At 43.5% G+C, this 24,799-nt stretch carries 24 protein-coding genes; 10 read left to right on the top strand and 14 right to left on the bottom strand.

Annotated features, from left to right (window positions below; genetic code table 11):
• Nucleotides 1–87 precede the first annotated feature (87 nt).
• The 3 genes from uvrC to ACEYJ7_RS10645 form a co-directional block, all read right to left on the bottom strand.
• Nucleotides 88–1,923, bottom strand: a complete 1,836-nt coding sequence (gene uvrC, locus ACEYJ7_RS10655; protein WP_373779074.1) for an excinuclease ABC subunit UvrC — start codon at nt 1,921–1,923, stop codon at nt 88–90.
• A 42-nt stretch (nt 1,924–1,965) separates the two neighbouring features.
• The gene (gene pgsA, locus ACEYJ7_RS10650; protein WP_373779073.1) at nt 1,966–2,514 is read right to left on the bottom strand and encodes a CDP-diacylglycerol--glycerol-3-phosphate 3-phosphatidyltransferase; all 549 of its coding nucleotides are present in this window, start codon (nt 2,512–2,514) and stop codon (nt 1,966–1,968) included.
• Nucleotides 2,515–2,652: 138 nt separating this feature from the next.
• Complete coding sequence (locus ACEYJ7_RS10645; RefSeq protein WP_373779072.1) at nt 2,653–3,183, bottom strand: hypothetical protein; 531 nt, start codon at nt 3,181–3,183, stop codon at nt 2,653–2,655.
• Nucleotides 3,184–3,273: 90 nt separating this feature from the next.
• Between ACEYJ7_RS10645 and ACEYJ7_RS10640 the strand changes: the two genes are divergently transcribed.
• From ACEYJ7_RS10640 to ACEYJ7_RS10615, 6 genes are all read left to right on the top strand, one after another.
• Nucleotides 3,274–4,125, top strand: coding sequence for a thymidylate synthase (locus ACEYJ7_RS10640; RefSeq protein ID WP_373779071.1), 852 nt, complete (start codon nt 3,274–3,276; stop codon nt 4,123–4,125).
• Nucleotides 4,126–4,282: 157 nt separating this feature from the next.
• The gene (locus ACEYJ7_RS10635) at nt 4,283–5,866 is read left to right on the top strand and encodes an ABC transporter substrate-binding protein (protein ID WP_373779070.1); all 1,584 of its coding nucleotides are present in this window, start codon (nt 4,283–4,285) and stop codon (nt 5,864–5,866) included.
• Nucleotides 5,867–6,000: 134 nt separating this feature from the next.
• Complete coding sequence (locus ACEYJ7_RS10630) at nt 6,001–6,945, top strand: ABC transporter permease (RefSeq protein ID WP_373779078.1); 945 nt, start codon at nt 6,001–6,003, stop codon at nt 6,943–6,945.
• On the top strand, nt 6,942–7,724 hold the full coding sequence (locus ACEYJ7_RS10625; protein WP_373768190.1) for an ABC transporter permease: 783 nt from the start codon (nt 6,942–6,944) through the stop codon (nt 7,722–7,724). Before ACEYJ7_RS10630 ends, ACEYJ7_RS10625 begins: the two co-directional genes overlap by 4 nt.
• 70 nt (nt 7,725–7,794) lie before the next feature.
• Nucleotides 7,795–9,195 (top strand): ABC transporter ATP-binding protein, encoded by a 1,401-nt coding sequence (locus ACEYJ7_RS10620; protein ID WP_373779069.1) that lies wholly within the window; start codon nt 7,795–7,797, stop codon nt 9,193–9,195.
• Between the two features lie 103 nt (nt 9,196–9,298).
• A complete protein-coding gene (locus ACEYJ7_RS10615) occupies nt 9,299–10,012 on the top strand; it encodes a YwiC-like family protein (RefSeq protein ID WP_373779077.1) in 714 nt (237 codons plus the stop codon).
• Nucleotides 10,013–10,050: 38 nt separating this feature from the next.
• Here the strand turns inward: ACEYJ7_RS10615 and rluD are convergent, their stop codons facing one another.
• On the bottom strand, nt 10,051–11,028 hold the full coding sequence (rluD, locus tag ACEYJ7_RS10610) for a 23S rRNA pseudouridine(1911/1915/1917) synthase RluD (RefSeq protein ID WP_373779068.1): 978 nt from the start codon (nt 11,026–11,028) through the stop codon (nt 10,051–10,053).
• Nucleotides 11,029–11,172: 144 nt separating this feature from the next.
• Between rluD and ACEYJ7_RS10605 the strand changes: the two genes are divergently transcribed.
• Nucleotides 11,173–11,952, top strand: coding sequence for an outer membrane protein assembly factor BamD (locus ACEYJ7_RS10605; RefSeq protein WP_373779067.1), 780 nt, complete (start codon nt 11,173–11,175; stop codon nt 11,950–11,952).
• Between the two features lie 85 nt (nt 11,953–12,037).
• A complete protein-coding gene (gene tsaD, locus ACEYJ7_RS10600) occupies nt 12,038–13,072 on the top strand; it encodes a tRNA (adenosine(37)-N6)-threonylcarbamoyltransferase complex transferase subunit TsaD (RefSeq protein WP_373779066.1) in 1,035 nt (344 codons plus the stop codon).
• Nucleotides 13,073–13,109: 37 nt separating this feature from the next.
• On the opposite strand, the gene ACEYJ7_RS10595 is transcribed toward tsaD, so the two are convergent.
• The 10 genes from ACEYJ7_RS10595 to rsxA form a co-directional block, all read right to left on the bottom strand.
• Nucleotides 13,110–14,393, bottom strand: a complete 1,284-nt coding sequence (locus tag ACEYJ7_RS10595) for an NAD(P)/FAD-dependent oxidoreductase (protein ID WP_373779065.1) — start codon at nt 14,391–14,393, stop codon at nt 13,110–13,112.
• Between the two features lie 343 nt (nt 14,394–14,736).
• A complete protein-coding gene (locus ACEYJ7_RS10590; RefSeq protein ID WP_373779076.1) occupies nt 14,737–15,489 on the bottom strand; it encodes a class I SAM-dependent methyltransferase in 753 nt (250 codons plus the stop codon).
• Between the two features lie 119 nt (nt 15,490–15,608).
• The gene (lpxM, locus tag ACEYJ7_RS10585) at nt 15,609–16,556 is read right to left on the bottom strand and encodes a lauroyl-Kdo(2)-lipid IV(A) myristoyltransferase (protein WP_373779064.1); all 948 of its coding nucleotides are present in this window, start codon (nt 16,554–16,556) and stop codon (nt 15,609–15,611) included.
• Between the two features lie 8 nt (nt 16,557–16,564).
• Nucleotides 16,565–17,260, bottom strand: coding sequence for an electron transport complex subunit E (locus ACEYJ7_RS10580; RefSeq protein ID WP_373779063.1), 696 nt, complete (start codon nt 17,258–17,260; stop codon nt 16,565–16,567).
• Nucleotides 17,261–17,302: 42 nt separating this feature from the next.
• Entirely contained in the window at nt 17,303–17,935 is a 633-nt protein-coding gene (rsxG, locus tag ACEYJ7_RS10575) for an electron transport complex subunit RsxG (RefSeq protein ID WP_373779062.1), read from the bottom strand.
• On the bottom strand, nt 17,935–18,990 hold the full coding sequence (gene rsxD, locus ACEYJ7_RS10570; RefSeq protein ID WP_373779061.1) for an electron transport complex subunit RsxD: 1,056 nt from the start codon (nt 18,988–18,990) through the stop codon (nt 17,935–17,937). The genes rsxG and rsxD overlap by 1 nt, the downstream gene beginning before the upstream one ends.
• A gap of 106 nt (nt 18,991–19,096) precedes the next feature.
• Nucleotides 19,097–19,732, bottom strand: a complete 636-nt coding sequence (locus ACEYJ7_RS10565) for a trimeric intracellular cation channel family protein (protein ID WP_373779060.1) — start codon at nt 19,730–19,732, stop codon at nt 19,097–19,099.
• On the bottom strand, nt 19,732–22,068 hold the full coding sequence (rsxC, locus tag ACEYJ7_RS10560; RefSeq protein WP_373779059.1) for an electron transport complex subunit RsxC: 2,337 nt from the start codon (nt 22,066–22,068) through the stop codon (nt 19,732–19,734). The genes ACEYJ7_RS10565 and rsxC overlap by 1 nt, the downstream gene beginning before the upstream one ends.
• Nucleotides 22,068–22,670, bottom strand: coding sequence for an electron transport complex subunit RsxB (gene rsxB / locus ACEYJ7_RS10555; protein ID WP_373779058.1), 603 nt, complete (start codon nt 22,668–22,670; stop codon nt 22,068–22,070). Before rsxB ends, rsxC begins: the two co-directional genes overlap by 1 nt.
• Nucleotides 22,670–23,251: an electron transport complex subunit RsxA gene (gene rsxA, locus ACEYJ7_RS10550; RefSeq protein WP_373779057.1), complete on the bottom strand. Its 582-nt coding sequence runs from the start codon at nt 23,249–23,251 to the stop codon at nt 22,670–22,672. Before rsxA ends, rsxB begins: the two co-directional genes overlap by 1 nt.
• A 134-nt stretch (nt 23,252–23,385) precedes the next feature.
• On the opposite strand from rsxA, the gene ACEYJ7_RS10545 reads away from it, so the two are divergent.
• Together ACEYJ7_RS10545 and ACEYJ7_RS10540 are read left to right on the top strand one after the other, a co-directional pair.
• Nucleotides 23,386–23,661 (top strand): acylphosphatase, encoded by a 276-nt coding sequence (locus tag ACEYJ7_RS10545; protein WP_373779056.1) that lies wholly within the window; start codon nt 23,386–23,388, stop codon nt 23,659–23,661.
• A gap of 117 nt (nt 23,662–23,778) precedes the next feature.
• The gene (locus ACEYJ7_RS10540) at nt 23,779–24,798 is read left to right on the top strand and encodes a Fe(3+) ABC transporter substrate-binding protein (RefSeq protein WP_373779055.1); all 1,020 of its coding nucleotides are present in this window, start codon (nt 23,779–23,781) and stop codon (nt 24,796–24,798) included.
• The last annotated feature ends 1 nt before the right edge of the window (nt 24,799 follow it).

Raw genomic sequence — 24,799 nt, 5'->3', positions numbered from 1 at the left:
GTTTAAGTGATTCATCAGGCGATTACCTTGCTTATTTGCCTTAAAAATTAAGGCGAATAATAGCATTATTCGCCTGATGGGTGCAATTTAACCATGATGTAAGGTATCAAAAATCGTTTCCGCAAGGGAAGCGGAAATCCCCGGTACAGACTGAATTTCTTCTAAAGTCGCTGCTTTTACCCCTTGCATACCGCCAAGATATTTCAGTAAGGCTTGACGGCGTTTAGCTCCGACACCGGCGATTGACTCTAAACCACTTTCGGTAAAGGCTTTTTGCCGTTTTTTACGGTGTCCGCTAATGGCGTGGTTATGGGATTCATCACGGATATGCTGAATTAAATGTAACGCAGGGCTGTCGGGCGGTAAGTGGATTTCCTTGTCCCATTTGCTGATCAGCAAGGTTTCTAGCCCCGCTTTGCGTTCTACGCCTTTTGCCACGCCGATAAGTAACGGTTTGGATTTATCCCATTCCACCTTGAGATTGGCAAAGGTGTCTAAAGCTCGGTTTAACTGCCCTTTTCCGCCATCAATAAAGATAATATCGGGGATTTTTTCAGGCGGAAGCGGTTTATCGTAACGCTTAAGCAGGGCTTGTTCCATCGCAGCATAATCATCGCCCCCGGTAATGCCTTCAATGTTGAAACGGCGATAGTCGGATTTTAGCGGCCCATTTTCATCAAACACCACGCAAGAAGCGACCGTTTGTTCGCCCATCGTGTGACTGATGTCAAAACATTCCATTCTTGCAATTTTTGGCAAAGAAAGCACCGCTTGTAAGGCTTCATAACGGGTTTGAATACGAGCGTCTTGCTTGAGCTGTAAGGTCAATGCCGCCATTGCATTCGTTTTGGCAAGCGCAAGATAACGGCTTTTTTCGCCACGCACCTTATCGGTAATACTCACTTTATGTCCTGCCTGTTCCGACAATACCTTTTCTAAGGCTTCCACTTCGCTCACGGGGTGATCGATAATGATTTGATGCGGAATGGTGCGATGTTGGTTCATCTGCAAATAAAACTGCCCGATAAAAGTGTCGCTTAATTCGGCAAGTTCCGTATGGCTCGGTACTTTCGGGAAATAGCTTCGGCTACCTAACACTTTCCCTTGTCGTACAAACAGAATATGCACGCAAGCAATGCCATGTTGATAGGCAATCGAAATAATATCGAGATCGTCCAAGCGTTCGTTCGATACAAATTGCTTTTCAGTGACCGCTCGAACCTGCTGAATTTGATCTCGAAAACGGGCTGCAGCTTCAAAATCCAGATCTTCCGCAGCCTTTTCCATTTTGCCGATCAAATGTTCGATCACTTGCTGATCTTTGCCTTGTAAAAACAAGCGGACATATTCCACCTGCTGATCGTATTCTCGTTGGGAATAAACGCCTTCCACGCAAGGGGCAAGGCAACGCCCGATTTGATATTGTAAACAAGGGCGAGAACGGTTTTTATAGTAGCTGTCTTCGCATTGGCGGATCGGAAACAGTTTTTGTAGCAGATTTAAGGTTTCTCGCACCGCTCCGGCATTGGGATAAGGCCCAAAATATTCCCCAGCAATTTTTTTGCTACCCCGAAAACTGGCTAAACGTGGGTGTTGGTGTTTGGTGAGCAAAATATAAGGGTAAGATTTATCGTCACGGAGCAACACATTGTATTTCGGTTGATTTTCCTTAATGTAATTGTGTTCCAACAGTAAGGCTTCTGTTTCCGAATGGGTAATAGTGGTATCAATATGAGCAATTTGCGATACTAAGGCTTCTGTTTTTCGGCTGGCAAGATGGCTACGAAAATAGCTGGACAGACGTTTTTTTAAATCTTTTGCCTTGCCGACATAGATAATCGTGCCTTTATCGTCATACATACGATAAACACCGGGGTTATGTGGTGTATCGGCAAGAAATTGTTTGGAATTGAATTTTGACATAATCAACATTTCCCCCTTTGAAAAAGGGGGAGTAAGGGGGATTTAGGATTTTAATAAGCTGCCTTTAGATGCTTTCAAGTATTGCAACATCGACCAAATGGTTAAAATCGCAGCGATATAAAGCAAGGCAAACGCAGTATATTCCATCCACGGTGCTTGTCGCCATAACAAACCGCCCAAAGCCAACATTTGTGCAGTCGTTTTCACTTTACCCCAAATCGACACCGCCACACTCGCCCGTTCGCCTAACTCAGCCATCCACTCACGTAATGCCGAAATAATAATCTCACGGGCAATCATAATACCAGCCGGAATACTGATCCACCAAGTATGGTAATATTCGACCACAGACACCAATGCAATCGCGACTAAAACTTTATCTGCCACAGGATCTAAAAATGCCCCTAAACGAGTTGTTTGATCCCATTTACGCGCCAAATAACCGTCAAACCAATCCGTCATTGAAGCAATGAAGAAAATGAACGTGGTAATTTCCGGAGAATAAGGAATGGGTAAATAGAACGACAAAATAAAGAGTGGAATCAGTGCCACTCTGAATAAGGTCAAATAGGTTGGGATGTTTAACTTCATTTTTAGGTTATCCGCATCGGGTAAAATCTAGACACATTCTATTAAAAGCAGCGCGAATAAGAAAGAGACAAGCGGTCGGTTTCAAGGAAAAATTTGCAAATTTCTGACTGAAACTGACCGCTTGTCAGAGGAGAAACGTTATTTTCCGCTTTTCGCTTTTTTCGCATCCGCTTCCACTTGTTCTACACAAAGATGAAGAATCTGCTCCGCCCCTTTATGAATATATTCATCGTCCCGCACTTTATTTTTTTGCAGATCCATCATCGCATCATGAATACCTTGGGTAATGCTGTTGGTATGTACAAAAGACCAGCAGGTCGGGCTTAAACGATTTGAATTGGCTTGAAGTTCCGCAGCATACAGCACACCGCTATAATAAGCATACACATCATGATCTAACATACGGTTTAATAAACTTGCGCGGATCTGTTCAATCGGCAGATTCACTCTTTTATTGAACCAATCATCCACGCCCTGCATAAATGAATCTATATCATAATTTTCGTTCACGCGGTCCAAGTAGGTTTGCGCTGTTGCACCATAACCGATCGCATAAGATTTTTGGTCGATTTCGGCATCCGGAATACGATTCCAACCGCTTTTACCGCTACATGCCGCAATCACAAACAATGCAGAAACCACGAAAAAAGATTTAAATAAAGATTTCATAATCTGCTCCTTGCCATCTTTAATTAAAAAACTTAGTGCAATTTTAACAAATAACTTGCAAAATTACTCAAATTCTTTTTTGGAGAAAGTATGAAACAATATTTAGATTTATGCCAGCGCATTGTGGAACAAGGTAAATGGATCGAAAACGAACGGACTGGTAAGCGCTGTTTGACCGTGATTAACGCCGATTTAACTTACGATGTGGCAAAGGGTGAATTTCCCCTTGTGACTACACGCAAAAGTTTTTGGAAAGCGGCGATTGCGGAATTACTTGGTTATATCCGTGGTTATGATAATGCTGCAGATTTCCGTCAGCTTGGTACAAAATCGTGGGATGCAAATGCCAATGAAAATGCGGCTTGGCTGGCGAACCCACATCGCAAAGGCGAAGATGATATGGGACTGGTTTATGGTGCGGTCGGACGAAACTTCCCGAAAGTCGGCGGTGGCAGTGTCGATTTGTTGCGTCAAATTGTCGATGATCTTAAACGTGGTGTCGATAATCGTGGTGAGATTTATACCTTTTATCACCCTGGAGCTTTCCATATGGGCTGCCTACGCCCGTGTTTACACAGCCACCATTTTTCACTGTTAGATGGCACACTTTATTTGAACAGCACACAACGTTCTGCCGATGTTCCACTCGGGTTAAACTGGAATATGATCCAATGTTACACTTTCCTGGCATTAATGGCACAAATTACAGGACACCAAGCAGGGCAAGCATTCCATAAAATTGTGAATGCGCATATTTATGAAGATCAGCTGGAATTAATGCGGGATGTACAACTAAAACGCACTCCGTTTAAAGCCCCAACACTCAAAATCAATCCGGATATCAAATCCCTAGAAGATTTGGAAACTTGGGTGACATTGGCGGATTTTGAAGTTGAAGGCTACGAATTTCATCCAAGTATTCAATATCCTTTCTCAGTGTAATCTATCGGGGCAAATCACAATTTGCCCCTTTCTTTTAAAACAAGCGGTCTATTTTTTCACTTTTTTTGCAAAATTGTTAATATCCCACTATTTTTTTATGGAATTTATGGCACAATACACGCCCTTTAAAAACCATTATTATTTTAAGGATATAACAATGAAAAAATTCCTCGCCCCATTTCTTGTTGTAGGTCTTGCTGTACTGGCGGTTCACTATTTTCAAGGTGATAAAGCCGTAGCACCAGAATCCACAAAACCAGCGGAACCGACAACTCAAACACAGCAAAATGATGAACTTGCTCTGGCAACAGTGGTTGCTCCTTGGGAAATCAATAGCCTTGATCCGAACCAGACAGGGATGATTTTTCAACGTATGAATTTAGCGGAAACCTTATTGGAAGCGAATTTACAAGGGGAACTCGTTGCAGGGTTGGCGACAGAATGGAATAGCAATGATGATGCGACCCTTTGGACCTTTAAACTGCGTCCGAATGTGACCTTTCACAATGGGCAACCTTTGACGGCACAAGCGGTGGCAAACAGCTTAAATATTGCATTGTCGAAACCGGGAATGTTGCAAAAAGCCTTTATTAAAGATATTCAAGCGGTCAGCCCGACAGAAATTCAAATTGGTTTAACCAAATCTTTTGTGCCGTTTCCATCTTTTTTAACACACTACACTGCGATTATTCTTGCTCCAGAAAGCTATAACGACAAAGGGGAAGTGACCCAAGTGATCGGCACGGGGGCGTTTAAAGCGACCAAAATTGAAGCTCCACAAAAATTGGAAGCGGTACGTTTTGAGCAGTATTGGGGTAATAAGCCGAAACTGGCTCAAGCGAACTACCTTGCAAGTAGCCGTAGTGAAACCCGAATGCTGATGGCACAAAGCGATAAATCCGCGTTGGTGTTTAATCTTGATACCGCCAGTGTGGAACGTTTGAAAACTGATCCGAATTTGAATTTAACCAGTGTGTCTATTGCTCGAACTATTCAGCTTAAAATGGACGTGGCAAAACCATTCTTCAATGATTTAGCGGTGCGTAAAGCCTTAAGTGAAGCGATTGATCGCAAAGCGATTGCGGAATATGTGTTAAAAATCGAAGGGGGCGAAGCCGATCAAATTCTGCCGAAAGCCTTTGCGGAATGGCGAATTGATACAACAACGGCAAAACCTGATCTTGCAAAAATCAAAGCAGATCTGACCGCTCGCGGTTATGAATTTAATAGCGAAGGCAAGCTGACCAAAGACGGCAAGCCGTTTAGTTTCACCTTACGCACTTTCTCTGATCGCCCTGAATTGCCGATGATTGCGACGATTTTGCAAGCCCAGTGGAAACAGATTGGCGTTGATGTGAATGTGTCTGTCGGTAACTTCAGTGAAATTCCTGCCGGACATCAAGACGGCAGTTTAGAGATGGCTCTTTATGCGTTAAATTATGGTAAAACCTTAGATCCTTTTGGCGTGATCGTGCAGGATTATGCGAAAACAGGAAGCGATTGGGGTGTGATGAATTGGCAAAATGTGACATTAGACAACGCCTTAACCCAGCTTGAAACAGAACGTGATCCGCAAAAAGCGAAGGCGTTAAAACAGACGGTGAGCCAAATTATTCACGATGAACTGCCGATTATTCCTGTGGTGTATTATCAGCAAAATGTGGTGGCACATAAAGACGTGAAAAATGTGACTTTAGATCCTTTTGAAAGACGGTTCTTTTTGGAGTTGTTGAGTAAATAAAAAATATTTTTATGTGGCATTCGTAGGGGCGGGGTTTATCCCCGCCCGTTAAAATGTTTATGCTGTTTCGGGCGGGGATAAACCCCGCCCCTACGAATTTTTATGGTTTACTATATTTATTGAATAGGATCCCCGTGCTTTCTATTTTATTCAGACGACTATCCCAAATCCTTTTGGTGATTTGGTCAGTCGGGACTTTAACTTTTATTTTAACTCGGCAACTGTCGGGCGATATGGCATATCGTATTGCGGCAAGTCGCTACGGTTATGATCAAACCGATGCTGCCGCAGCAGAAATGGTGCGAGCAGAACTTGGGTTGGATCAACCTTGGTGGCAGACCTACGGCAGTTGGTTAGCGGATTTGGTGCAGTTTAACTTAGGTAAATCGTTAGTCACAGGCGACAGCGTTTGGCACGAAATTGAACATCAATTCGGGCATACTTTTAGTCTCGCCGTGATAGCCTTACTGTTAGCCTTGCTTATCGGCCCCACCTTAGGCGTATTATCGGCGCGTAAACCGAACGGCGTATTTGACCGCTTGACCTTAGTCTTAAGCAGTCTATTCCGTGCCGTGCCGGCTTTTATTATTGCGATTGGGTTGATTACGCTCTTTTCCGTTCAGTTGAAATGGCTACCTGCAGGCGGATACGGCACGGCATTGCATTTTGTTTTGCCTGCACTTACTTTAGCGATAGGGTTAAGTGCCGTTTCGGTGCGTGTGACACGTCAAGCGATGGTGCAGGTAATGCAATCCGATTACTATCAATTTGCTCAACTCAAAGGCTTAAGTCGTTGGCAGACCTTTGTGCGACACGGGATCCCGAATATCGCCGTGCCTGTGATTGCTTATCATAGCGTACAACTGGTTTACCTGATTGAAGGGGTGGTGATCGTTGAAAGCCTTTTTGCTTGGCCAGGAAGCGGACACGCCTTAGTTCACGCCATCATTGCACGAGATGTGCCGATGATACAAGGCACTGCATTAGTAATGGGGGGATTATTTGTGGTACTCAATATGCTCGCCGATCTGCTTAATGCGTGGATTGATCCACGTATTCGTGAAGGGGGAACAGTATGAAATTAACCGTTGGACAACGTTGCGGAGCCTTGTTACTGCTACTGTTACTCGCCACTGCATTTTTACAGCCTTATTTCTACCCGATGGATATTGGTTTTCAAGATCTCAGCAATATGTTGGCAAGCCCTGACGCAGAAAGTTGGTTTGGCACCGATCATTTAGGGCGAGACATGTTTGCCCGTCTTGCCTCTGCCATTCGACTTTCATTCGGTTTATCGCTGTTTAGCGTCGCTTGTGCATTGGTGGCAGGCTTGTTATTCGGTATTCTGGCTGGATTATTCGGCGGTTGGTTAGATCGCCTGTTTAGCTTTATCTGTGATTTGGTGATGGCATTACCGGGTTTATTGCTGATTTTATTGTTTGCTTCGCTCTCCCCTGGTTCATTTTGGACACTCTATTTAGGCATTGCCTTAGTGATTTGGGTTGAATTTTTCCGTGTTATCAGAGCGATCACCAGTACCCTTGCCTCCAGCTCAGAACTGCAATCTTCTCGTTTGATGGGAATGCCTTGGTTTTATTGCATTAAACGTCATCTATTCCCGCGTTTATTGCCGATGGTTGCCACATTAACCGCATTTTCAATCGGTAATGCGATTTTAGCCCTTGCGACACTGGGGTTTGTCAGCGTGGGATTGCGACCGCCTACGGCTGAATTGGGGCTGATGATGACGGAGCTGTTCCCCTATTACTATCAAGCCCCACTGATTTTCCTGCAACCTGTGATTGCTGTGTTCCTATTGGTATTTAGCTTACAGTTGTTGGCGGGGAAGGTGAAGTAAGTAAATGTTCCCCTCTTTACTAAAGAGGGGAGATGTTTTATTAACACCCAACATAAAAAAGAGATATACCGTGTCATTACTCAAAATAACCAACGTCACTGTTCAAACACTCGATGGCATTGAGCTGGTCGAACCGATCAGTTTTTGTCTTGAACGTGGCAAAAACATCACCATTTTAGGCGAAACAGGTTCAGGAAAAAGCCTGTTAATTCAAGCGATTATGGGAGCTTTACCGCAAGGCTTAACCGCAAGCGGTGAGATTGTGGTGGAAAATTGCAAAATAGACGGGCAATCCGACCGCTTGCAATCTCTTTGGGGCAAAACCTTAGTGATGTTGCCCCAAGAGCCACGCCGTTCATTAAATCCACTGATGCGAATTAGCCGACAACTGTGGGAAAGTTTTCGTTTTGTCGCTGGTTTAAACCAAAAAAATGCGGAAAAAGCGAGCGAGATTTCTTTAACTCAACTGGGTTTATCTCAAGCTCAACAACGCTATCCGCACCAACTTTCAGGCGGTATGGCACAAAGAGCTTCTTTTGCGATAGCGACCGCATCAGGGGGGAAAATTCTGCTTGCTGATGAACCCACCAAAGGACTAGATCCGAATAGCAAAGCGGAAGTGATTAACTTGCTGAAACAAGCCTATGAAACAGGCGGTGGCTTGCTGACGATCACCCACGATATTGAAGTGGCAACCGCTCTCGGTGGCTACATTTTTGTTATGAAAAAAGGCAAATTGATCGAGCAAGGTGAAGCGGAAGCCGTTCTGAATCGTCCGAAAAACGCTTACACCAAAGCATTGCTCGCAGCCGCGCCTCAGCATTGGCCATTTTTGCAAAAAATAAGCCAAAACTTACCGCTTGTATCAGTCAATAATCTCACGGTTGCGCGTGGCAAACGTGAACTGTTTAAACACCTTTCTTTCGAACTGCATAAAGGCGAAATTTTAGGCATTGTCGGATACAGTGGCATAGGCAAAAGCACCCTTGCCGACGTTCTGTGCGGTTTGCTGAAACCGAAAGCAGGTGAGATAAAATGGTATTGTACTCAACATAAAAAACACCAAGTATTAAAGCTTTATCAGGATCCGCCCGAAGCTTTTGCGCCGTCTGTCCGTTTAAAAACGTTGTTAGACGATGTGATCGATCACCACAAGCTTGATCGTTCACATATTCCGGGATTACTTACGCAGTTGGCGCTTTCACCGGAAATTTTAGAACGCAGCGCCGAAAGTGTGTCCGGAGGCGAATTACAACGGGTTGCTATTTTACGTGCGTTGTTGCTGGAACCCGTCCTGCTTTTTGCCGATGAAGTGACCTCGCGTCTTGACCCGATTACTCAGCAAGAAACCATTAAGTTATTAATCGAACAGTGTCGTGCACATCACTGTGCGCTGATTATCGTTAGTCACGATCACCACTTGATCGAAAAAAGCTGCGATAAGGTCATTGATTTGGAGCAATATCGGTAGTGTTGTAAGGCTGGAATTAACCGAAAATATGGGATTAAGCTATATTCATTCGCCCATCTTTTCGTTATATTACTGCTTTTCACCAACGATAAAAATTAAAGTGATGTTTAAAGATAAGCCGATATTTTCCAATCAACACGGTGCGTTAGTGATGGCATTTGTACCGTTTATTTATGGTATTTTTGAGAGCCGATTTGTCTTACCGCATATTTGGCTTGGGCTAGCGTGGTTATTTCTCTATTTTTTTTCTTACCCATTTTTGTCGTTATTTAATAAAAAACAGCGCGATAAATACCGTAAATGGGCCATTATTTATGGGTTAATCAGTGCTGTTTTTACCTTACCGCTATTGCTGTATAAATTTGCCGTTTTGCAATTTATGCTGCCAATCTTACCGCTTGTATTGATCCAAATTCATTATGCCAAGCAGAAAGACGAACGTAATCTTATTAATGATATTGCGGGGATTTTGACTTTCGGCGTGATCGGTATGGCAAGTTTTTACTTGGCAACCTCTCAATACCGTTTTTCAATATTGATTGATCCGACGCTGTTTTTTATTGCAACGACGCTTTATGTAAAAAGCGTCGCACGCGAACGTAAAAATCCGCTTTATTTGAAACTAAGCATTGGCTCACATCTAATTTTGGGCTTGATTTACGGACTATTAGGCCAATACAGCATTATGTCGGCTTATTTTGTCGGGTTAATTCGCGCAATCGTTGTACCGAAAAAGCAGCTGAATATTAAGCAGGTGGGAATGATTGAATTCGCGGTGGTTGCGATATTATTACTCGGCTTATTTTTTAATAAATGACGCCGTGAGCAATACCTTACTCTCGGCGTAAAAATATGTTAATAGTCCAGTTCGTCTTTATACAATAAGTAATCTGCCTTTAACGCCTCAATCAACTCAACAAAATCATCCGGTAGCGGAGCATGCCATTCCATGAGTTCACCGGTGATCGGGTGATGTAAACGTAACATCGCAGCGTGCAATGCCTGACGTTTAAAATTACGCAATACCGCTAAAAATGCTTCGCTCGCCCCTTTTGGCGGACGCGGGCGACCGCCATAAAGTTGATCGCCCAATAGCGGATGGGTAATATGCGCCATATGTACACGGATTTGGTGCGTACGACCGGTTTCCAAGCGTAAACGTAGGCGGGTGTAGTTACGGAAACGCTCCATAATACGATAGTGAGTAACCGCAGGTTTCCCCATCGGATGTACCGCCATTGCAGTACGTTTAGTCGGATGACGTGCCATCGGTTCATCAACTTTACCGCCCTGAGTCATAATCCCGCTTGCCACAGCTTCATATTCGCGGGTGATTTCCCGCTTTTGTAACATGGTGACTAAACGAGTTTGAGCCGGAACAGTCTTTGCAACGACCATTAAACCTGTCGTATCTTTATCCAAACGATGCACAATACCGGCTCGCGGAACTTCAGCAATTTGCGGATAATGGTGTAATAGCGCGTTTAACACTGTACCGTTCGGATTGCCGGCACCAGGATGAACAACGAGATCTTTCGGTTTATTAATCACTAAAATATCATCATCTTCATACACAATATTCAACGGAATATCCTGCGCTTCAAAACGAATTTCTTCTTCCAATTCCGTTTGAATTTCAATGAGCTCTCCGCCGAATACTTTCTCACGGGCTTTATTGACTATTTTACCGTTGACGTAGACTTGATCATTTTCAATCCACACTTTAATACGCGAGCGGGAATAATCCGGAAACAATTGGGCAAGAGCCTGATCCAGACGAGATCCTAATAAATCCGAAGTCACTTCGGTTTGTAATGTAATTTGTTGGGTCATTAATTATAAAATTCCAAATTTATGATTTTCTTATTGATTGATGTCCTATAGAATAGCACCATTTTTCGTATGAACTTTGCAAACAATGCTGAGTCGAATCGCATTGTACATTAATTCGCGACACTTTTTATAGGTAAAATCATTATGCGTAAATTAACTTCTCTTGCTTCGATAATTTTAGCGAGTCTGATTGTTTCAGGCTGTTCTGGCTCTAAAAAAAATGAATTTGAAGGTATGCCGGCACAAGAGTTATATAATCAAGGGCAAACTTATTTACAAGATGGTGACTATACTAACGCCATCCGCCATTTAGAAGCCGTCGATATACGCGCACAACAAGGGGCTTATGGCGAACAAATTCAATTAAGTATGATTTATGCACAATATAAATTAGGTGAATATTACAAGTCGCTTGATGCGGCAGAACGTTTTGCCCGTACTTATCCGAATAGCCCGAGTATGGATTATGTCGTTTATCTTGCTGCACTCAGCAATGCACGTTTGGCCGATAACTGGGTCCAGGATTTCTTCGGTATTGATGATTCTGGCCGCTCCGTCGACAATGTACGTAATGCTTACGGCAGCTTCCAAACTCTCATTCAACATTATCCGCAAAGCCAATATGCACAAGATGCACAAAATTGGATGGTCTATTTAAAAGATCGTTTAGCTCGCCACGAGTTAGGTATTGCTAAATTCTATATGGAACGCGATGCCTATGTCGCCGTTGCAAATCGTGTTGAAGAAATGATGCGTTTCTACCCGGAAAGCGAAGCCACTTACCAAGCATTGCCGCTTTTAAAAAAATCTTTCGAGTCCATGGGTATCCAAGACTCTGCGCAAAAAGTTGCAGCGTTAATTGAAACCAATAAAGATAAAACATATCCGAGCATCCGTAAGCCGTCTTATAGCGAGCAGTTCTAACAAGCGGTCAGTTAGAGCACATTTTTTGCAAATTTCAAAGGGGGCGAAATTCGCCCCTTTCCCATTTTATTATTGAGTATTGATTATGCGGATTCTAGGAATCGAAACGTCTTGCGATGAAACCGGTGTTGCTATTTATGATGAACAACGAGGTTTAGTTGCAAACCAACTTTACAGCCAAATCGAAATGCACGCTGATTACGGCGGTGTGGTACCAGAACTTGCTTCACGCGATCATATCCGTAAAACGTTACCCTTAATCCAAGCAGCCTTAAAGCAAGCTAATTTAGCTGCTAAAGATATTGACGGTATAGCCTATACCGCAGGTCCGGGCTTAGTCGGCGCATTGTTAGTCGGTTCAACAATCGCCCGTTCCCTTGCATACGCCTGGAATGTACCTGCTCTTGGCGTACACCATATGGAAGGGCATCTGCTCGCCCCGATGTTGGAAGAAAAAGTACCGGAATTCCCATTTATCGCCTTATTGGTATCCGGCGGACACACCCAGCTGGTGAAAGTGGATAATGTGGGTGAATATGAGCTGCTCGGTGAATCAATTGATGATGCCGCAGGCGAAGCCTTTGATAAAACGGCTAAGTTACTCGGCTTGGATTACCCGGGCGGCGCGGCATTGGCGAAATTAGCGGAACAAGGCTCACCAAACCGTTTTGTTTTTCCGCGTCCAATGACAGACAGACCGGGATTAGATTTCAGCTTTTCCGGCTTAAAAACCTTTGCAGCCAATACCATTAGCGCTAATTCGGATGAAAATGGTCTGTTAGATCAGCAGACCCGCTGTGATATTGCCCATGCGTTTCAACAAGCGGTCATCGACACGTTAATGATTAAATGTCGTCGCGCTTTACAACAGACCGGCTATAAACGTTTAGTTATTGCCGGCGGAGTAAGTGCCAATAAGCAGCTACGCACCGATTTAGCCCAATTAATGCAACAAATTGGCGGTGAAGTCTTTTACCCCCGTCCGCAATTCTGTACTGATAACGGCGCAATGATTGCCTATGCCGGCTTCCTACGTTTAAAACAAGGGGAACGCAGCGATTTATCGGTAAGCGTCAAACCACGATGGCCTATGGTAGATTTGCCGCCGATCAATGCTTAGCTATAAGAAAATCCCCTTTCGGGGATTTTTTTATCAGTTAGTGTAGCTTCATCGTCGGTCTTAAGAATCGATTAATTCGTCCAACCAACATAATCAAACCGGTTTTCACACAGCCGTGTAACGCGACTTGGTGCATTCGGTAGAGAGAAAGGTATGCCATTCGAGCAATTTTTCCTTCAATAAACATAGAGCCTTTAGTTAAATTCCCCATTAGGCTGCCTACCGTACCGAAACGCGAGAAAGAAACTAATGAGCCTTTGTCGTCAAATACAAAAGGTTTAAGCGGCTTACCTTCCATCTGAGCAATAATATTTTTACCGCAAATCGTCGCCATCTGATGTGCGGATTGAGCCCTAGGAGGAACCGGTTTGCCATTTGGCTGCATTAAGAAAGCGCAGTCGCCGATCACATATACCGCATCATCCGTTAAGGTTTGGAGTGTATCTTTTACCGCAATTTGGTTAATGCGATTAGTTTCAAACCCAAATTTTTTCGTAATTTCAGGAGCTTTAACACCCGCAGCCCAAACCATCAAATCGGCTTTAAAGTTTTCATCATATTTAGTTACAAGCCCTTCGGCAGTAGCTTTAATCACCGGAGTGTTCGTTAATACATCCACACCTAATGCACGCAATTCTTTAATTGCAGAAGCGGAAACACGCTCAGGCAATGCCGGTAATAAACGGTCCCCGGCTTCCAATAAAGTGACCTTCAAGCTGGTATTATCTAACTTACCATAACCATAGGAATTTAAAGATTTCACTGCATTATAGAGTTCCGCAGACAGCTCTATCCCTGTCGCTCCACCGCCTACAATCGCAATATGCACTTCTTTCTCATTGTTATTAGAGAATTTCAAAAATAGCTCCATCATACGTTCATGGAACCGTTTAGCCTGCTCGGAACTATCTAAGAAAATACAATGTTCAGCTACCCCCGGGGTGTTAAAATCATTTGAACGGCTCCCAATGGCAATAACTAATTTATCATAATTAATTTTGCGTTCTGCAACTAACAGCTCATTATCCGCGTTATAAATCGGAGCTAACACTACTGTTTTTTCTGCCGGAATTACTTCGGTTAAATTTCCTTGTTGAAATTGAAAACCGTGATTTTTGGCGTGAGCACGATAACTTAATGCATCCGTACCATCATCTAATGAGCCAGTTGCAACTTCATGTAAGAGCGGCTTCCATAAATGACTAATATTTTTATCAATTAAGATAATATTCGCCTTTTTCTTTTTACCGAGTTTATTACCCAAATAAGTTGCCAGTTCTAACCCGCCGGCACCGCCTCCGACGATTACGATCGTTTCCATAATTTGCTCCGATTAAATTTGATTGAAATCAATATTGACGGAGTGAATTTTAGAACGAAATGAAATAAAGTCTAGCCATTTTAAAATTATTTTTTATTACAAAAAAATAGTCTGTTTGAGGAGTTTTGCACAGGCTGACATTGTCAATAGAAAAAAACCGAAAATTTTCAACTTTTTTATAAAACATCCCTAGAAAAATCATAACCTATTGATTTAAAACAGCATGTTATTTTGTATTCAATTGTAAAGGAGAACGCAAAACCCTATATAACATCAAGGTTTAAGCCTATTTAAAAAAAGTAATCCACAAAGTTATCCACAGGCTGTGTGGATAGAAAAAGCCTTATTTTTTCACTGATTTTATAAACAGTAATGGAGGACGATGACGCAGATCTTTAAATTCATTGTGCCATTGCGGGTTGTCTGCCAACATCGGTTCTTCGACTCTTTCAATCTGAAATCCCGCATCAATTAGCTGGTTCAAAATAGTCGAAAGCGTGCGGTGATAAGTGCTAAACGGCTGCTTAAACCAATTTCGTTCGCGCAAACCTTCTTCACGATAATGGTTTAACCGATAGGCCGTTTGTTGTTTATATTGATCTTTTTCCCAACGTTCCCCATTTTGATGCGCCGTCACAATCGGATGCTCTTGAGAAAAGATCCATCTACCGTTCGGCGCTAACTTTACAAAAATTTGAGCGAAAAGCTGAGCAGCATACTCTATGTAATGAAGTGCAAAAGAACTCGTGATTACGTCAAATTGCTCTTCTTCGATTTCAGACAAACGCTCCATCGGTAAACAATAGAAACGACAAGCGGTCGGTTTTACGCCTTTTTTTGCAAAATTTTCCTTAGCCTGATTTAACATTGCCTGAGAGAGATCTAACCCGATGACTTGCTCTGCGCCCAAATCGAGGTAATGTATCAAATGTTCTCCCGTACCACAGCCTAGATCAAGCACTCGCTTGCCGGTTAAATCCGGCAAAAGAGAAAACATCGTCGGTTTTTCAATAATTTCATTTACGCTAATGGGATTTTCACGAAGTTTTAAATAACGTGTAAAAAAAAGTGGAGTGTCGTAGATACTGGTTTTCATCATATTAAAATTGCGCTGAGCTTACAGAGCTCATTTACGCATAAAGATAGAAAGAATGAATTCGACTTCATCTAAAAAATCAATATGTTACCCAAAAGTGAAGACTAAAAAATCCTCGACTACCGCTTATAAATATCTTCTCCGTCACGGCGGGTCTTGAGCAAACGCAAAATCCACACGTATTGTTCGGGATTTTTCGCCACAAAATATTCAATGACTTCATTCATGGCTCGCGCAGACTGTTCGGGAGTGCCGTCAAACTCGATTTGAGGCAGAATTTCGATCTGATAAATGCCTTTCTCTGCGTTATAAATCGGAAACATTGGAATAACCACGGCATTCGCAACACGTGCCATTTTGTTCAGTCCGGGTAACGTTGCTTTTTCGGTAGCAAAAAACGGTGCATACACACTGGCTTCTTCACCGTAATCTTCATCCGGCAAAAAATAGCCCAACTCACCTTTGCGGACATCGGCTAAAAAGGGTTTGATACCATTTTGGCGCGCGTGCATTTTCCCACCGAAGCGTTGACGAACTTCGTTCCATAACCAATCGACCAACGGATTTTTATGCGGGTGATACATAGAAGTCATCGGCATTCCATAGGTATGCAGTACAATGCCCGACGCATCAATCGACCAAGTATGCGGCACCAGCAAAATCACATTTTTACCCTTTGCCCGTGCCTCACGAATAATCTCTATACCCGAATATTCACTCCGTTTTTGAATATGTTCAACAGAACGCAACGCAATTTCCCCTACGCCTAACATCGTTTGCGAAACGGTAATAAACATCTGCTCAATGACTTCCGCCCGCTTTTGTTCACTCCATTTCGGAAAACAGTAACGTAGATTTGTGTCTGCCCGATGATACTGCTTTTTGCCTTTGAGTCTTTTCGCAACAATTTTACCGAGCCAAGCCGCAAATTTATCGCGTAGGCGAAACGGCACATAAGCCAAAATCGCCAACCCCAAAATACCAAGCCAAACCCCCCAATATTTTGGATATAAGAATTCTTTTAAAAATTGATGTTGATAGCCTTCTCGATAAGTGTAGGGTTCCATTCCTGCCTCTATTTTTTGTTACGATTATCAATTAAATTCTTCAGCGCTAAAATGACTCCAAGCCCGATAAAAGCCCCCGGAGGCAAAATTGCCAACAGTAAACCTGAGTCCAAATGTAATACATCAATACGAAATACTTTTGCCCAATCGCCTAATAAGAGCTCCAAACCGTCGAATAAAGTACCGTTACCGATAAGTTCACGTAATGCCCCCAATACCACCAAACTTAAGGTCATCCCTAATCCCATTGCAAAACCGTCAAAGGCGGAATGAGCCACACTGTTTTTAGATGCAAAGGCTTCAGCACGCCCAATGACAATACAGTTGGTAACAATCAGCGGAATAAAAATACCCAATGATTGATAGACCGGGTAAGCGAAAGCATTCATCAATAATTGAATTGCCGTCACTGCCGTTGCGATAATCATGACATAAATAGGAATACGAATATCATGCGGAATCAAGTTACGGAATAATGCTACGGTGCTATTGGTACAAACCAACACAAGCAATGTTGCCAAGCCTAAACCAAGCGCATTGGTGACATTGTTCGACACCGCCAATAACGGACAAAGCCCCAGTAATTGAACAAGGGTTGAGTTATTCGCCCAGACACCGTCGGTGAATAATTTTTTCCAAATCGACGCCTCTTCCACTTTCGGAAGCTCTTCGATTTGCTGAATCGGAATTTGGTTTTGCTGCATAACCTTCTCTTTTTACACTCTTCCTGTTACGGAAAAAATAAATTAATGACAGTCTTTAAAACGCTCAATCAACTCAGGCGATTGATTGAGTTCTTCAATCACCCATTTTGCACTTTGTCGGACATTATTCACCACAGCTCGCGGCGTAATCGTTGCTCCGGTAAACTGATCAAATTGCCCGCCATCTTTTTTCACCGCCCATTGGCTTTCATTTTCAACACTAAACTGCTGACCGCTAAACGCATAGATCCAATCTGAAATCCGAGTTTCAATCTTATCTCCCAACCCCGGCGTTTCCTTATGAGCAAGGGTTCTCACACCAAGGACCGTACCATTCGGTTGAATACCTGACAGCAGTACGATATTGCCTGAATAACCGTCCGGTGCCGTTGCCTGAATGGCGTAAGCGGTCACTTTTTCGGATTTTTTTGCAATATAGATTTTATTTAAGAACTTTGCTTCGGCTAAATCGACCACTTTGCACGTCGCCAATAAATCATTATCAAAGTAGTTTTGCGGAACCACTTCGAGTAATAAAGCGCGCTGCTGTTGTGCGGTAACATAGTCAATTCTGGATTTCGTTAACAAATAAATACCGGCCGATATCACGGTACAAATTAAAGCGACAACGCCAAGAATGAAAGCATAACGTGTTGTAATTATTGAAGTCTTCATTATTTTCTGCCTCGCATTGTGCCATACAAACGGGGTTGCGTGTAATGATCGATCAACGGCACGCAAATATTGGCAAGTAAAACGGCGAACGCCACACCGTCCGGATAATTACCGTAATAGCGAATCAAATAAATAAGTAGCCCGATTAACCCGCCGAAAATTAATTTACCGCGCGGAGTAATGGAGGCGGTAACCGGATCCGTGGCAATAAAGAATGCCCCAAACATCATTGCACCACTCAATAATTGACTGAATACCGATAAATGCGTTTGCGCCGAAAAAAGATCGGTGAGTCCGCTTAGTATCACAAATACAGCTAAGAGCGAGGCGGGAATCTGCCAGTGAATTATGCGTTTATAAATCAATAGGATACCGCCGAGTAAAAAAGCAAGGTTCACTTGCCACCACCCCGTTGCCAACCCATCGCTGAAAATCGGCGAATTGATCACGCCCGCTAAACCGACTTTAGCAATATTGGTTTTCGCACTGTCTAACGGCGTTGCTTGAGAAATGCCGTCAATACTATGCAGGAGTTGATGAACGGTAAACCCATCCGTCGTTACCCCGGTAAAAATCAACGAGAAGCTGTCTGATAACGTCGGAGGCTCATTGAGTAGCGCAATCGGCACTAACCATGATGTCATTTGTAACGGAAACGAAACCAACAGCAAGGCATAACCTATCATTGCAGGATTGAAAATATTCTGACCTAAACCGCCGTAGACGTGTTTTGCCAGTAGCAATGACACCACCACCCCAATAAGAATAATCCAGTACGGTGCATAAGGCGGAATAGCTAAAGCGAGAATAAATGCGGTTAAAATACCGGACAAATCCGCCACATAAAACATCATTGGTTTCTTGCGCAATTTCGCCATCACGATTTCAATCACAATCGCTAAGCCGATTGCGATCATCGACTGAATCACGACCCCATAACCAAAAAAATACCACAGTATGCCAAATGCCGGTAACATTGCCGTAATCACCCACAACATAAAATTTGCAGTTAAATTACTGGAGTGTGTATGGGGAGAACTCACCATTTTAAACATCAAAAGTTCCTTTATTCCTAATTTTGCAAAATTTTCGTCGTTTTCGACCGCTTGTTATAAAGCTCCATTAATCGATTGTAGCGTAACGAATTAAAAACGCTAACGCCTACACCTTTGGCAAATGAACATTAAAACGAATCGTTAACATACGGATCGAAATGACGGTTAACACGGTTGCAACATCAATCCAACTGCTTTCCAAGCCAAGATGACGACATAAAATAAAAATGACGCCGCCAATCAAACTTGCCGTCACATATACCTCTTTTTGTAGAATAATCGGCACTTCATTGCGCAAAATATCACGGATTAAACCGCCAAAACAGCCGGTAACGCCACCAAGAGCGACACAAATTAACGGATGCAACCCAAAATCCAATCCTTTTTGTACGCCGATCACGGTAAAAACGCCCAAACCGATGGCATCAAAGACCAGTAAACCGTTTTTCCAACTTTTTGAATCAATATGATTACGCAATACGGCGGTAATCACCACGGCAAGGCTAATCATCAACACATAAATTGGCTGTTTCATCCAAAATACCGGCGTGCTGCCGATCATCACATCACGTAAAGTACCGCCGCCGACGCCGGTCACAAACGCCAACACAAACATACCGAAAATATCCATTTTATGTTGCCGTGCGGCAATCGCACCGGAAATCGCAAAGACAATGGTACCGATAAGATCTTGAATAAATAAAAACGACCAAGGCAACGGAGGAAAAAGTTCACTAAACATTAGAGCTCCTTTTGTTCCAACGATTGTTGTTTCGCTACTTTTTTTGCCTTTGCTCTGGCAATCGCCGCCGCGACCGCCGCTTTCCGCGGATCGGTTTCTGCCGTTTCGGCAGGCGTTATCCCCGTCGGATTTGCAAATTTTGCGTCGTTTTCGACCGCTTGTAGCGTTCCGCCGCTGTGAACATTGCCGCTTTCACTAAGGCTTTCCGTTTGCTTCGCTGCTTTTTTTGCCTTTGCTCTGGCTAACGCCGCCGCGACCGCCGCTTTCCGCGGATCGGTTTCTGCCGTTTCGGCAGGCGTTATCCCCGTCGGATTTGCAAATTTTGCGTCGTTTTCGACCGCTTGTAGCGTTCCGTCGCTGTGAACATCGCCGCTTTCACTAAGGCTTTCCGTTTGCTTCGCTGCTTTTTTTGCCTTTGCTCTGGCTAACGCCGCCGCGACCGCCGCTTTCCGCGGATCGGTTTCTGCCGTTTCGGCAGGCGTCGTCCCCGTCGGATTTGCAAATTTTGCGTCGTTTTCGACCGCTTGTAGCGTTCCGCCGCTGTGAACATCGCCGCTTTCACCAAGGCTTTCCGTTTGCTTCGCTGCTTTTTTTGCCTTTGCTCTGGCTAACGCCGCCGCGATCGCCGCTTTCCGCGGATCGGTTTCTGCCGTTTCGGCAGGCTGAATTTCCGCATTCACATTCTGAGCATCTGCTTGTTTAGCCAAACGACGGGCTCGGCGCTGTGCCATTAGCTTACTATTATCCGGTTCGCCGTTTGCCTTGGTATGAACCGCTTGCGGGGATGTTTTATCCTCTGATTTTTTCGCTTTTAAGCGGGCTAACGCCGCTTTAACCGGATCTTCACCCTCAGAAGACGCAACTTCTTCACGGCGTTTTTCTGCCGCTTGTTGAATACGGGCATTGCGAGCCTCTTTCTCTTTTTCCAAACGTGCTTCACGGGCTTCAAAACGTATTTTGGCCTCTTCGGCTTTACGAGCTTTTTCGTCCACCTCTGCAATTTTCGCTTTCTCTTGGCGGAAATATTGGATCAAGGGAATATAGCTTGGGCAAACGTAAGCGCAGACACCGCATTCAATACAAGCATCTAGGTGATATGCTTTAGATTTATCGTGATCTTCCGAACGGGCAAACCAATAAAGCTGTTGTGGTAATAGGCCGACCGGACATGCATCGGAACAGTTTGAACAACGAATACAACCACGTTCCGGTTGCGGCGGGGCGTACTCAAAATGGTCCGGAGCAATAATACAGTTTGCCGCTTTGGTAATTGGTGACTGTAGCGACGGTAAAATAAATCCCATCATCGGTCCGCCAAAAAAGACCGGAAAACGGCTATCCGCCTGATAATCCACTTGTTCAAGTAAATGGATAATCGGTGTGCCAAGGCGCGCCCAAACATTGCCTTTATTACGGATTTTATCACCGGTTAAGGTAATAACGCGTTCAATTAACGGTTCATCGTCAATAATGGCGCGTTTTACCGCAAGAGCTGTACCGACATTATGCATAACAATGCCCATTTCGATTGAGCGTTTACCTTGTGGAATTTCTAATCCCGTTAATATTTGCACTAGCTGATCGCTGGCGCCGGACGGATACTTGGTCGGGATCACTCTTAATTGAATGTCGTTTGCTCCTTTCAGAGCATTTTCAACCGCCTTAATTGCATTCGGTTTGTTATCTTCAATCGCAATCACGACTTCTTCCGGGCGAAGCACGTAACGTAAAATACGGATTCCTTCGAGCATTTCATCGGTGTAGTCTTGCATTAAGCGATCATCGCAAGTAATGTAAGGTTCGCACTCCGCACCATTGATAATTAATAATTTGCAGCGTTTATCCGCAAAACTCAGTTTGCTTGAAGTTGAGAAAGCGGCGCCACCTAAACCGGCGATCCCGGCTTGATAGACTTTTTGAATGATTTGATCACTGCTGAGCGCTAAAAAATCTTCAATCGGATGACGTTCAATCCATTCGTCTTTTCCGTCCGTTTCAATCACGACACAAAGTTCGGCAATGCCTGACGGGTGGGAAGAAACATGAGGCTGAATTGCTACGACTTTACCGGAAGTCGGGCTGTGAACCGGTAACTGTTTGTAGTGTTCCCCACGGCTTAGCGGCTGACCTTTGAGAACCTGTTCGCCTTCTTTCACCAAGAGATCCCCGGCAGTTCCGTTATGTTGTATCAACGGTACATAAAATCGTTTAGGTAGATGCAATTCACGAATCGGTTTTTGATTCGATTGCATTTTCATTTCAGGCGGGTGAACACCTCCGGGGAATTCCCACAGTTGGTTTTGTCGGATACGCGTTAATACATCTTCGTGCTGCATTATTGGTTTCCTCCGACAGTCTGTTTTTTATCGCTTTCGGTGGTATCAACGATCGGAATCCGTAAGCTTTGATCAAATTTCCAATTCCAGTTTTGTGCGGTCGTTTTTATTTTTATCATTTCAATACAATCCGTCGGGCAAGGAGCAACACAAAGTTCACAACCGGTACAAAGATCGGCAATTACCGTGTGCATCGCTTTATTCGTGCCGATAATTGCATCCACCGGACAAGCCTGAATACATTTGGTACAGCCGATACACATATCCTCGTGAATCAACGCTACCATAGGTTGCGGCTCTTCACCTGCCGGTTCCGGCACATCTACACCGAGTAATTCGGCAATTTTGACAACCGTCGCGTGTCCGCCCGGTACACATTTGGTAATCTCGTCTCCGTTGGCAACCGCTTCCGCATAAGGTTTACACCCCGGATAGCCGCACTGTCCGCACTGACTTTGCGGCAAAATCGCATCAATTTTTTCAACAATCGGATCCGCCTCGACTTTTAATTTTATCGAGGAATAGCCTAAAATCGCTCCGAAAATCAGAGCGATAAAGGTAATTGCACCGAAAATATAATAAAGAATAGGTTGATCTAACATTAGATTTTTACCAAACCGGTAAAGCCCATAAAGGCTAAGGACATTAATCCCGCCGTAATCAGTGCGATTGAAGCGCCTTGGAAAGATCTCGGCACATCTGCCGCAACCAAACGTTCACGCAACGCGGAAAAAAGCACAAGTACGAGAGAAAATCCCGCTGCGGCACCAAAGCCGTATAACACGGATTCCACAAGATTATTTGATAAATTAACATTAAGTAACGCCACACCGAGTACCGCACAGTTGGTGGTAATTAACGGCAAATAGATACCTAATAAGCGGTAAAGTGTTGGGCTGGTTTTGTGAACAATCATTTCCGTCAACTGAACGATCACCGCAATCACCAAAATAAACACCAGTGTTCGTAAAAATTGAGCACCTAACGGTTCGAGAATAAAGGTTTCTACCAGATACGCCGAAAGAGACGCCACAGTAAGTACGAAGGTGGTTGCCATTCCCATACCGATTGCAGTTTCCACTTTCTTCGACACCCCCATAAACGGACAAAGTCCTAAAAATTTCACTAGGACAAAATTGTTTATCAATGCTGTGCTGATTATTAACAAAATATACTCAACCATTGTATCCACTAAAATTTATTGCAAAATGGGGCGTATTATCCGATTTTTCGCTTTAATGAACAACAACATTTAGCTAAGATTGCATGACAAGCGGTCGGTTTTTACCGGAAATTTGCAAATATACGGGAGGCGTTATGATCTCAAAACAATTTTTCGTTTATGGTTTGGTGCAAGGTGTCGGTTTTCGTTTTTTCACTTGGCAAACGGCAAATAAAATCGGCGTGGTCGGTTCGGTACGGAATTGTAACGACGGCAGCGTTGAAGTCATTGCGTCCGGCAGCGAAGAACAAATCGAACAATTACGCGCTTGGCTACAGCATGGACCTCGCTCGGCAAGAGTTGAACGGGTAATCGAGGTGGATTATAAAGGAGACAAAACCTTTACCGATTTCGATGTTTACCATTTCTAATCCTAAATAAAAACTGTTCTTATTGACATTCACTTACGAGCAACTTAAACTTGCCCGCGTTTTAAGTTGCTTGCTGCAGTCTGGCAAGTTCCCCATCATTCATTTTGAGGAAATGTCATGAAAAAATCTTTTACTTCTCTTACATTAGCGCTTTCTGCGATGCTTTCTGTTTCTGCATTTGCAACCAATGAAGTGAACGTTTACTCCTACCGCCAAGTTTATTTAATTGAACCGATGTTAAAACAGTTTGAAAAAGACACCGGAATCAAAGTCAATACGATTTTTGCCGATAAAGGTTTGGTTGAACGGGTAAAACAAGAAGGGGAATTAAGCCCTGCCGATGTACTGTTGACTGTGGATATTTCAAGAGTGATGGAGATCGTAAATGCCGGTTTGGCGCAAAAAGTCGACTCAAAAGAGCTAGAAAAGAATATTCCTGCGCAATTCCGTGACTCTAACGGTGAATGGTTCGGTTTAACTAAACGTGCACGAGTGATTTATACGTCAAAAGATCGTGTGGGTAAATTACCGGCAGGTTTTGACTACTTAGATTTAGCTAAACCGGAATATAAAGGCAAAGTATGTGTTCGTTCAGGTAAAAATTCATATAACGTATCACTATTTGCCGCGATGATTGAGCATTACGGCGAAGCAAAAACAAAAGCATTTTTAGAAGGCTTAAAAGCCAATTTGGCACAAAAACCGCAAGGCGGAGATCGTGATCAAGTCAAAGCCATCAAAGAAGGAATTTGCGATTACGCAATCGGTAATAGTTACTACTACGGTAAAATGTTAGAAGATGAAAAACAGAAACCGTGGGCGGAATCTGCAATCATCAACTTCCCAAGCGGACAATTCGGCACTCACGTGAATATCAGTGCGGTTGCCGTTGCAAAACATTCTCCAAACAAAGCAAATGCAGTAAAATTGATTGAATATTTAAGCGGTGACCAAGCTCAAAAACTTTACGCAGAGCTGAATCACGAATATCCTGTAAAAGAAAGCGCACAACTTTCTGATTTAGTTAAAGGCTGGGGCGCATACACAGCAGATACCATCAAACTTGAAGATATTGCAAAAAACTATGAAAAAGCATTGAAACTGGTTGATGAAGTCAAATTTGATGATGTGAAATAGC

This window comes from Glaesserella sp. (assembly GCF_041814905.1).
Lineage (GTDB): Bacteria > Pseudomonadota > Gammaproteobacteria > Enterobacterales > Pasteurellaceae > Glaesserella.
The sequence above is the reverse complement of the archived record's forward strand: the minus strand, read 5'-3'. Positions and strand labels throughout refer to the sequence as shown.

Excerpts from the sequence above, each read along its gene's own strand:
- ACEYJ7_RS10635 (WP_373779070.1), top strand. The coding sequence starts at position 4,283 with ATGAAAAAATTCCTCGCCCCATTTCTTGTTGTAGGTCTTGCTGTACTG.
- rluD (WP_373779068.1), bottom strand. The coding sequence starts at position 11,028 with ATGACCCAACAAATTACATTACAAACCGAAGTGACTTCGGATTTATTA.
- rsxG (WP_373779062.1), bottom strand. The coding sequence starts at position 17,935 with ATGAAGACTTCAATAATTACAACACGTTATGCTTTCATTCTTGGCGTT.
- pgsA (WP_373779073.1), bottom strand. The coding sequence starts at position 2,514 with ATGAAGTTAAACATCCCAACCTATTTGACCTTATTCAGAGTGGCACTG.
- ACEYJ7_RS10595 (WP_373779065.1), bottom strand. The coding sequence starts at position 14,393 with ATGGAAACGATCGTAATCGTCGGAGGCGGTGCCGGCGGGTTAGAACTG.
- lpxM (WP_373779064.1), bottom strand. The coding sequence starts at position 16,556 with ATGGAACCCTACACTTATCGAGAAGGCTATCAACATCAATTTTTAAAA.
- ACEYJ7_RS10565 (WP_373779060.1), bottom strand. The coding sequence starts at position 19,732 with ATGTTTAGTGAACTTTTTCCTCCGTTGCCTTGGTCGTTTTTATTTATT.
- rsxB (WP_373779058.1), bottom strand. The coding sequence starts at position 22,670 with ATGTTAGATCAACCTATTCTTTATTATATTTTCGGTGCAATTACCTTT.
- ACEYJ7_RS10615 (WP_373779077.1), top strand. The coding sequence starts at position 9,299 with ATGTTTAAAGATAAGCCGATATTTTCCAATCAACACGGTGCGTTAGTG.
- ACEYJ7_RS10645 (WP_373779072.1), bottom strand. The coding sequence starts at position 3,183 with ATGAAATCTTTATTTAAATCTTTTTTCGTGGTTTCTGCATTGTTTGTG.
- ACEYJ7_RS10540 (WP_373779055.1), top strand. The coding sequence starts at position 23,779 with ATGAAAAAATCTTTTACTTCTCTTACATTAGCGCTTTCTGCGATGCTT.
- ACEYJ7_RS10590 (WP_373779076.1), bottom strand. The coding sequence starts at position 15,489 with ATGAAAACCAGTATCTACGACACTCCACTTTTTTTTACACGTTATTTA.
- rsxC (WP_373779059.1), bottom strand. The coding sequence starts at position 22,068 with ATGCAGCACGAAGATGTATTAACGCGTATCCGACAAAACCAACTGTGG.
- ACEYJ7_RS10580 (WP_373779063.1), bottom strand. The coding sequence starts at position 17,260 with ATGCAGCAAAACCAAATTCCGATTCAGCAAATCGAAGAGCTTCCGAAA.
- rsxD (WP_373779061.1), bottom strand. The coding sequence starts at position 18,990 with ATGTTTAAAATGGTGAGTTCTCCCCATACACACTCCAGTAATTTAACT.
- ACEYJ7_RS10625 (WP_373768190.1), top strand. The coding sequence starts at position 6,942 with ATGAAATTAACCGTTGGACAACGTTGCGGAGCCTTGTTACTGCTACTG.
- uvrC (WP_373779074.1), bottom strand. The coding sequence starts at position 1,923 with ATGTCAAAATTCAATTCCAAACAATTTCTTGCCGATACACCACATAAC.
- tsaD (WP_373779066.1), top strand. The coding sequence starts at position 12,038 with ATGCGGATTCTAGGAATCGAAACGTCTTGCGATGAAACCGGTGTTGCT.
- rsxA (WP_373779057.1), bottom strand. The coding sequence starts at position 23,251 with ATGGTTGAGTATATTTTGTTAATAATCAGCACAGCATTGATAAACAAT.
- ACEYJ7_RS10640 (WP_373779071.1), top strand. The coding sequence starts at position 3,274 with ATGAAACAATATTTAGATTTATGCCAGCGCATTGTGGAACAAGGTAAA.
- ACEYJ7_RS10605 (WP_373779067.1), top strand. The coding sequence starts at position 11,173 with ATGCGTAAATTAACTTCTCTTGCTTCGATAATTTTAGCGAGTCTGATT.
- ACEYJ7_RS10545 (WP_373779056.1), top strand. The coding sequence starts at position 23,386 with ATGATCTCAAAACAATTTTTCGTTTATGGTTTGGTGCAAGGTGTCGGT.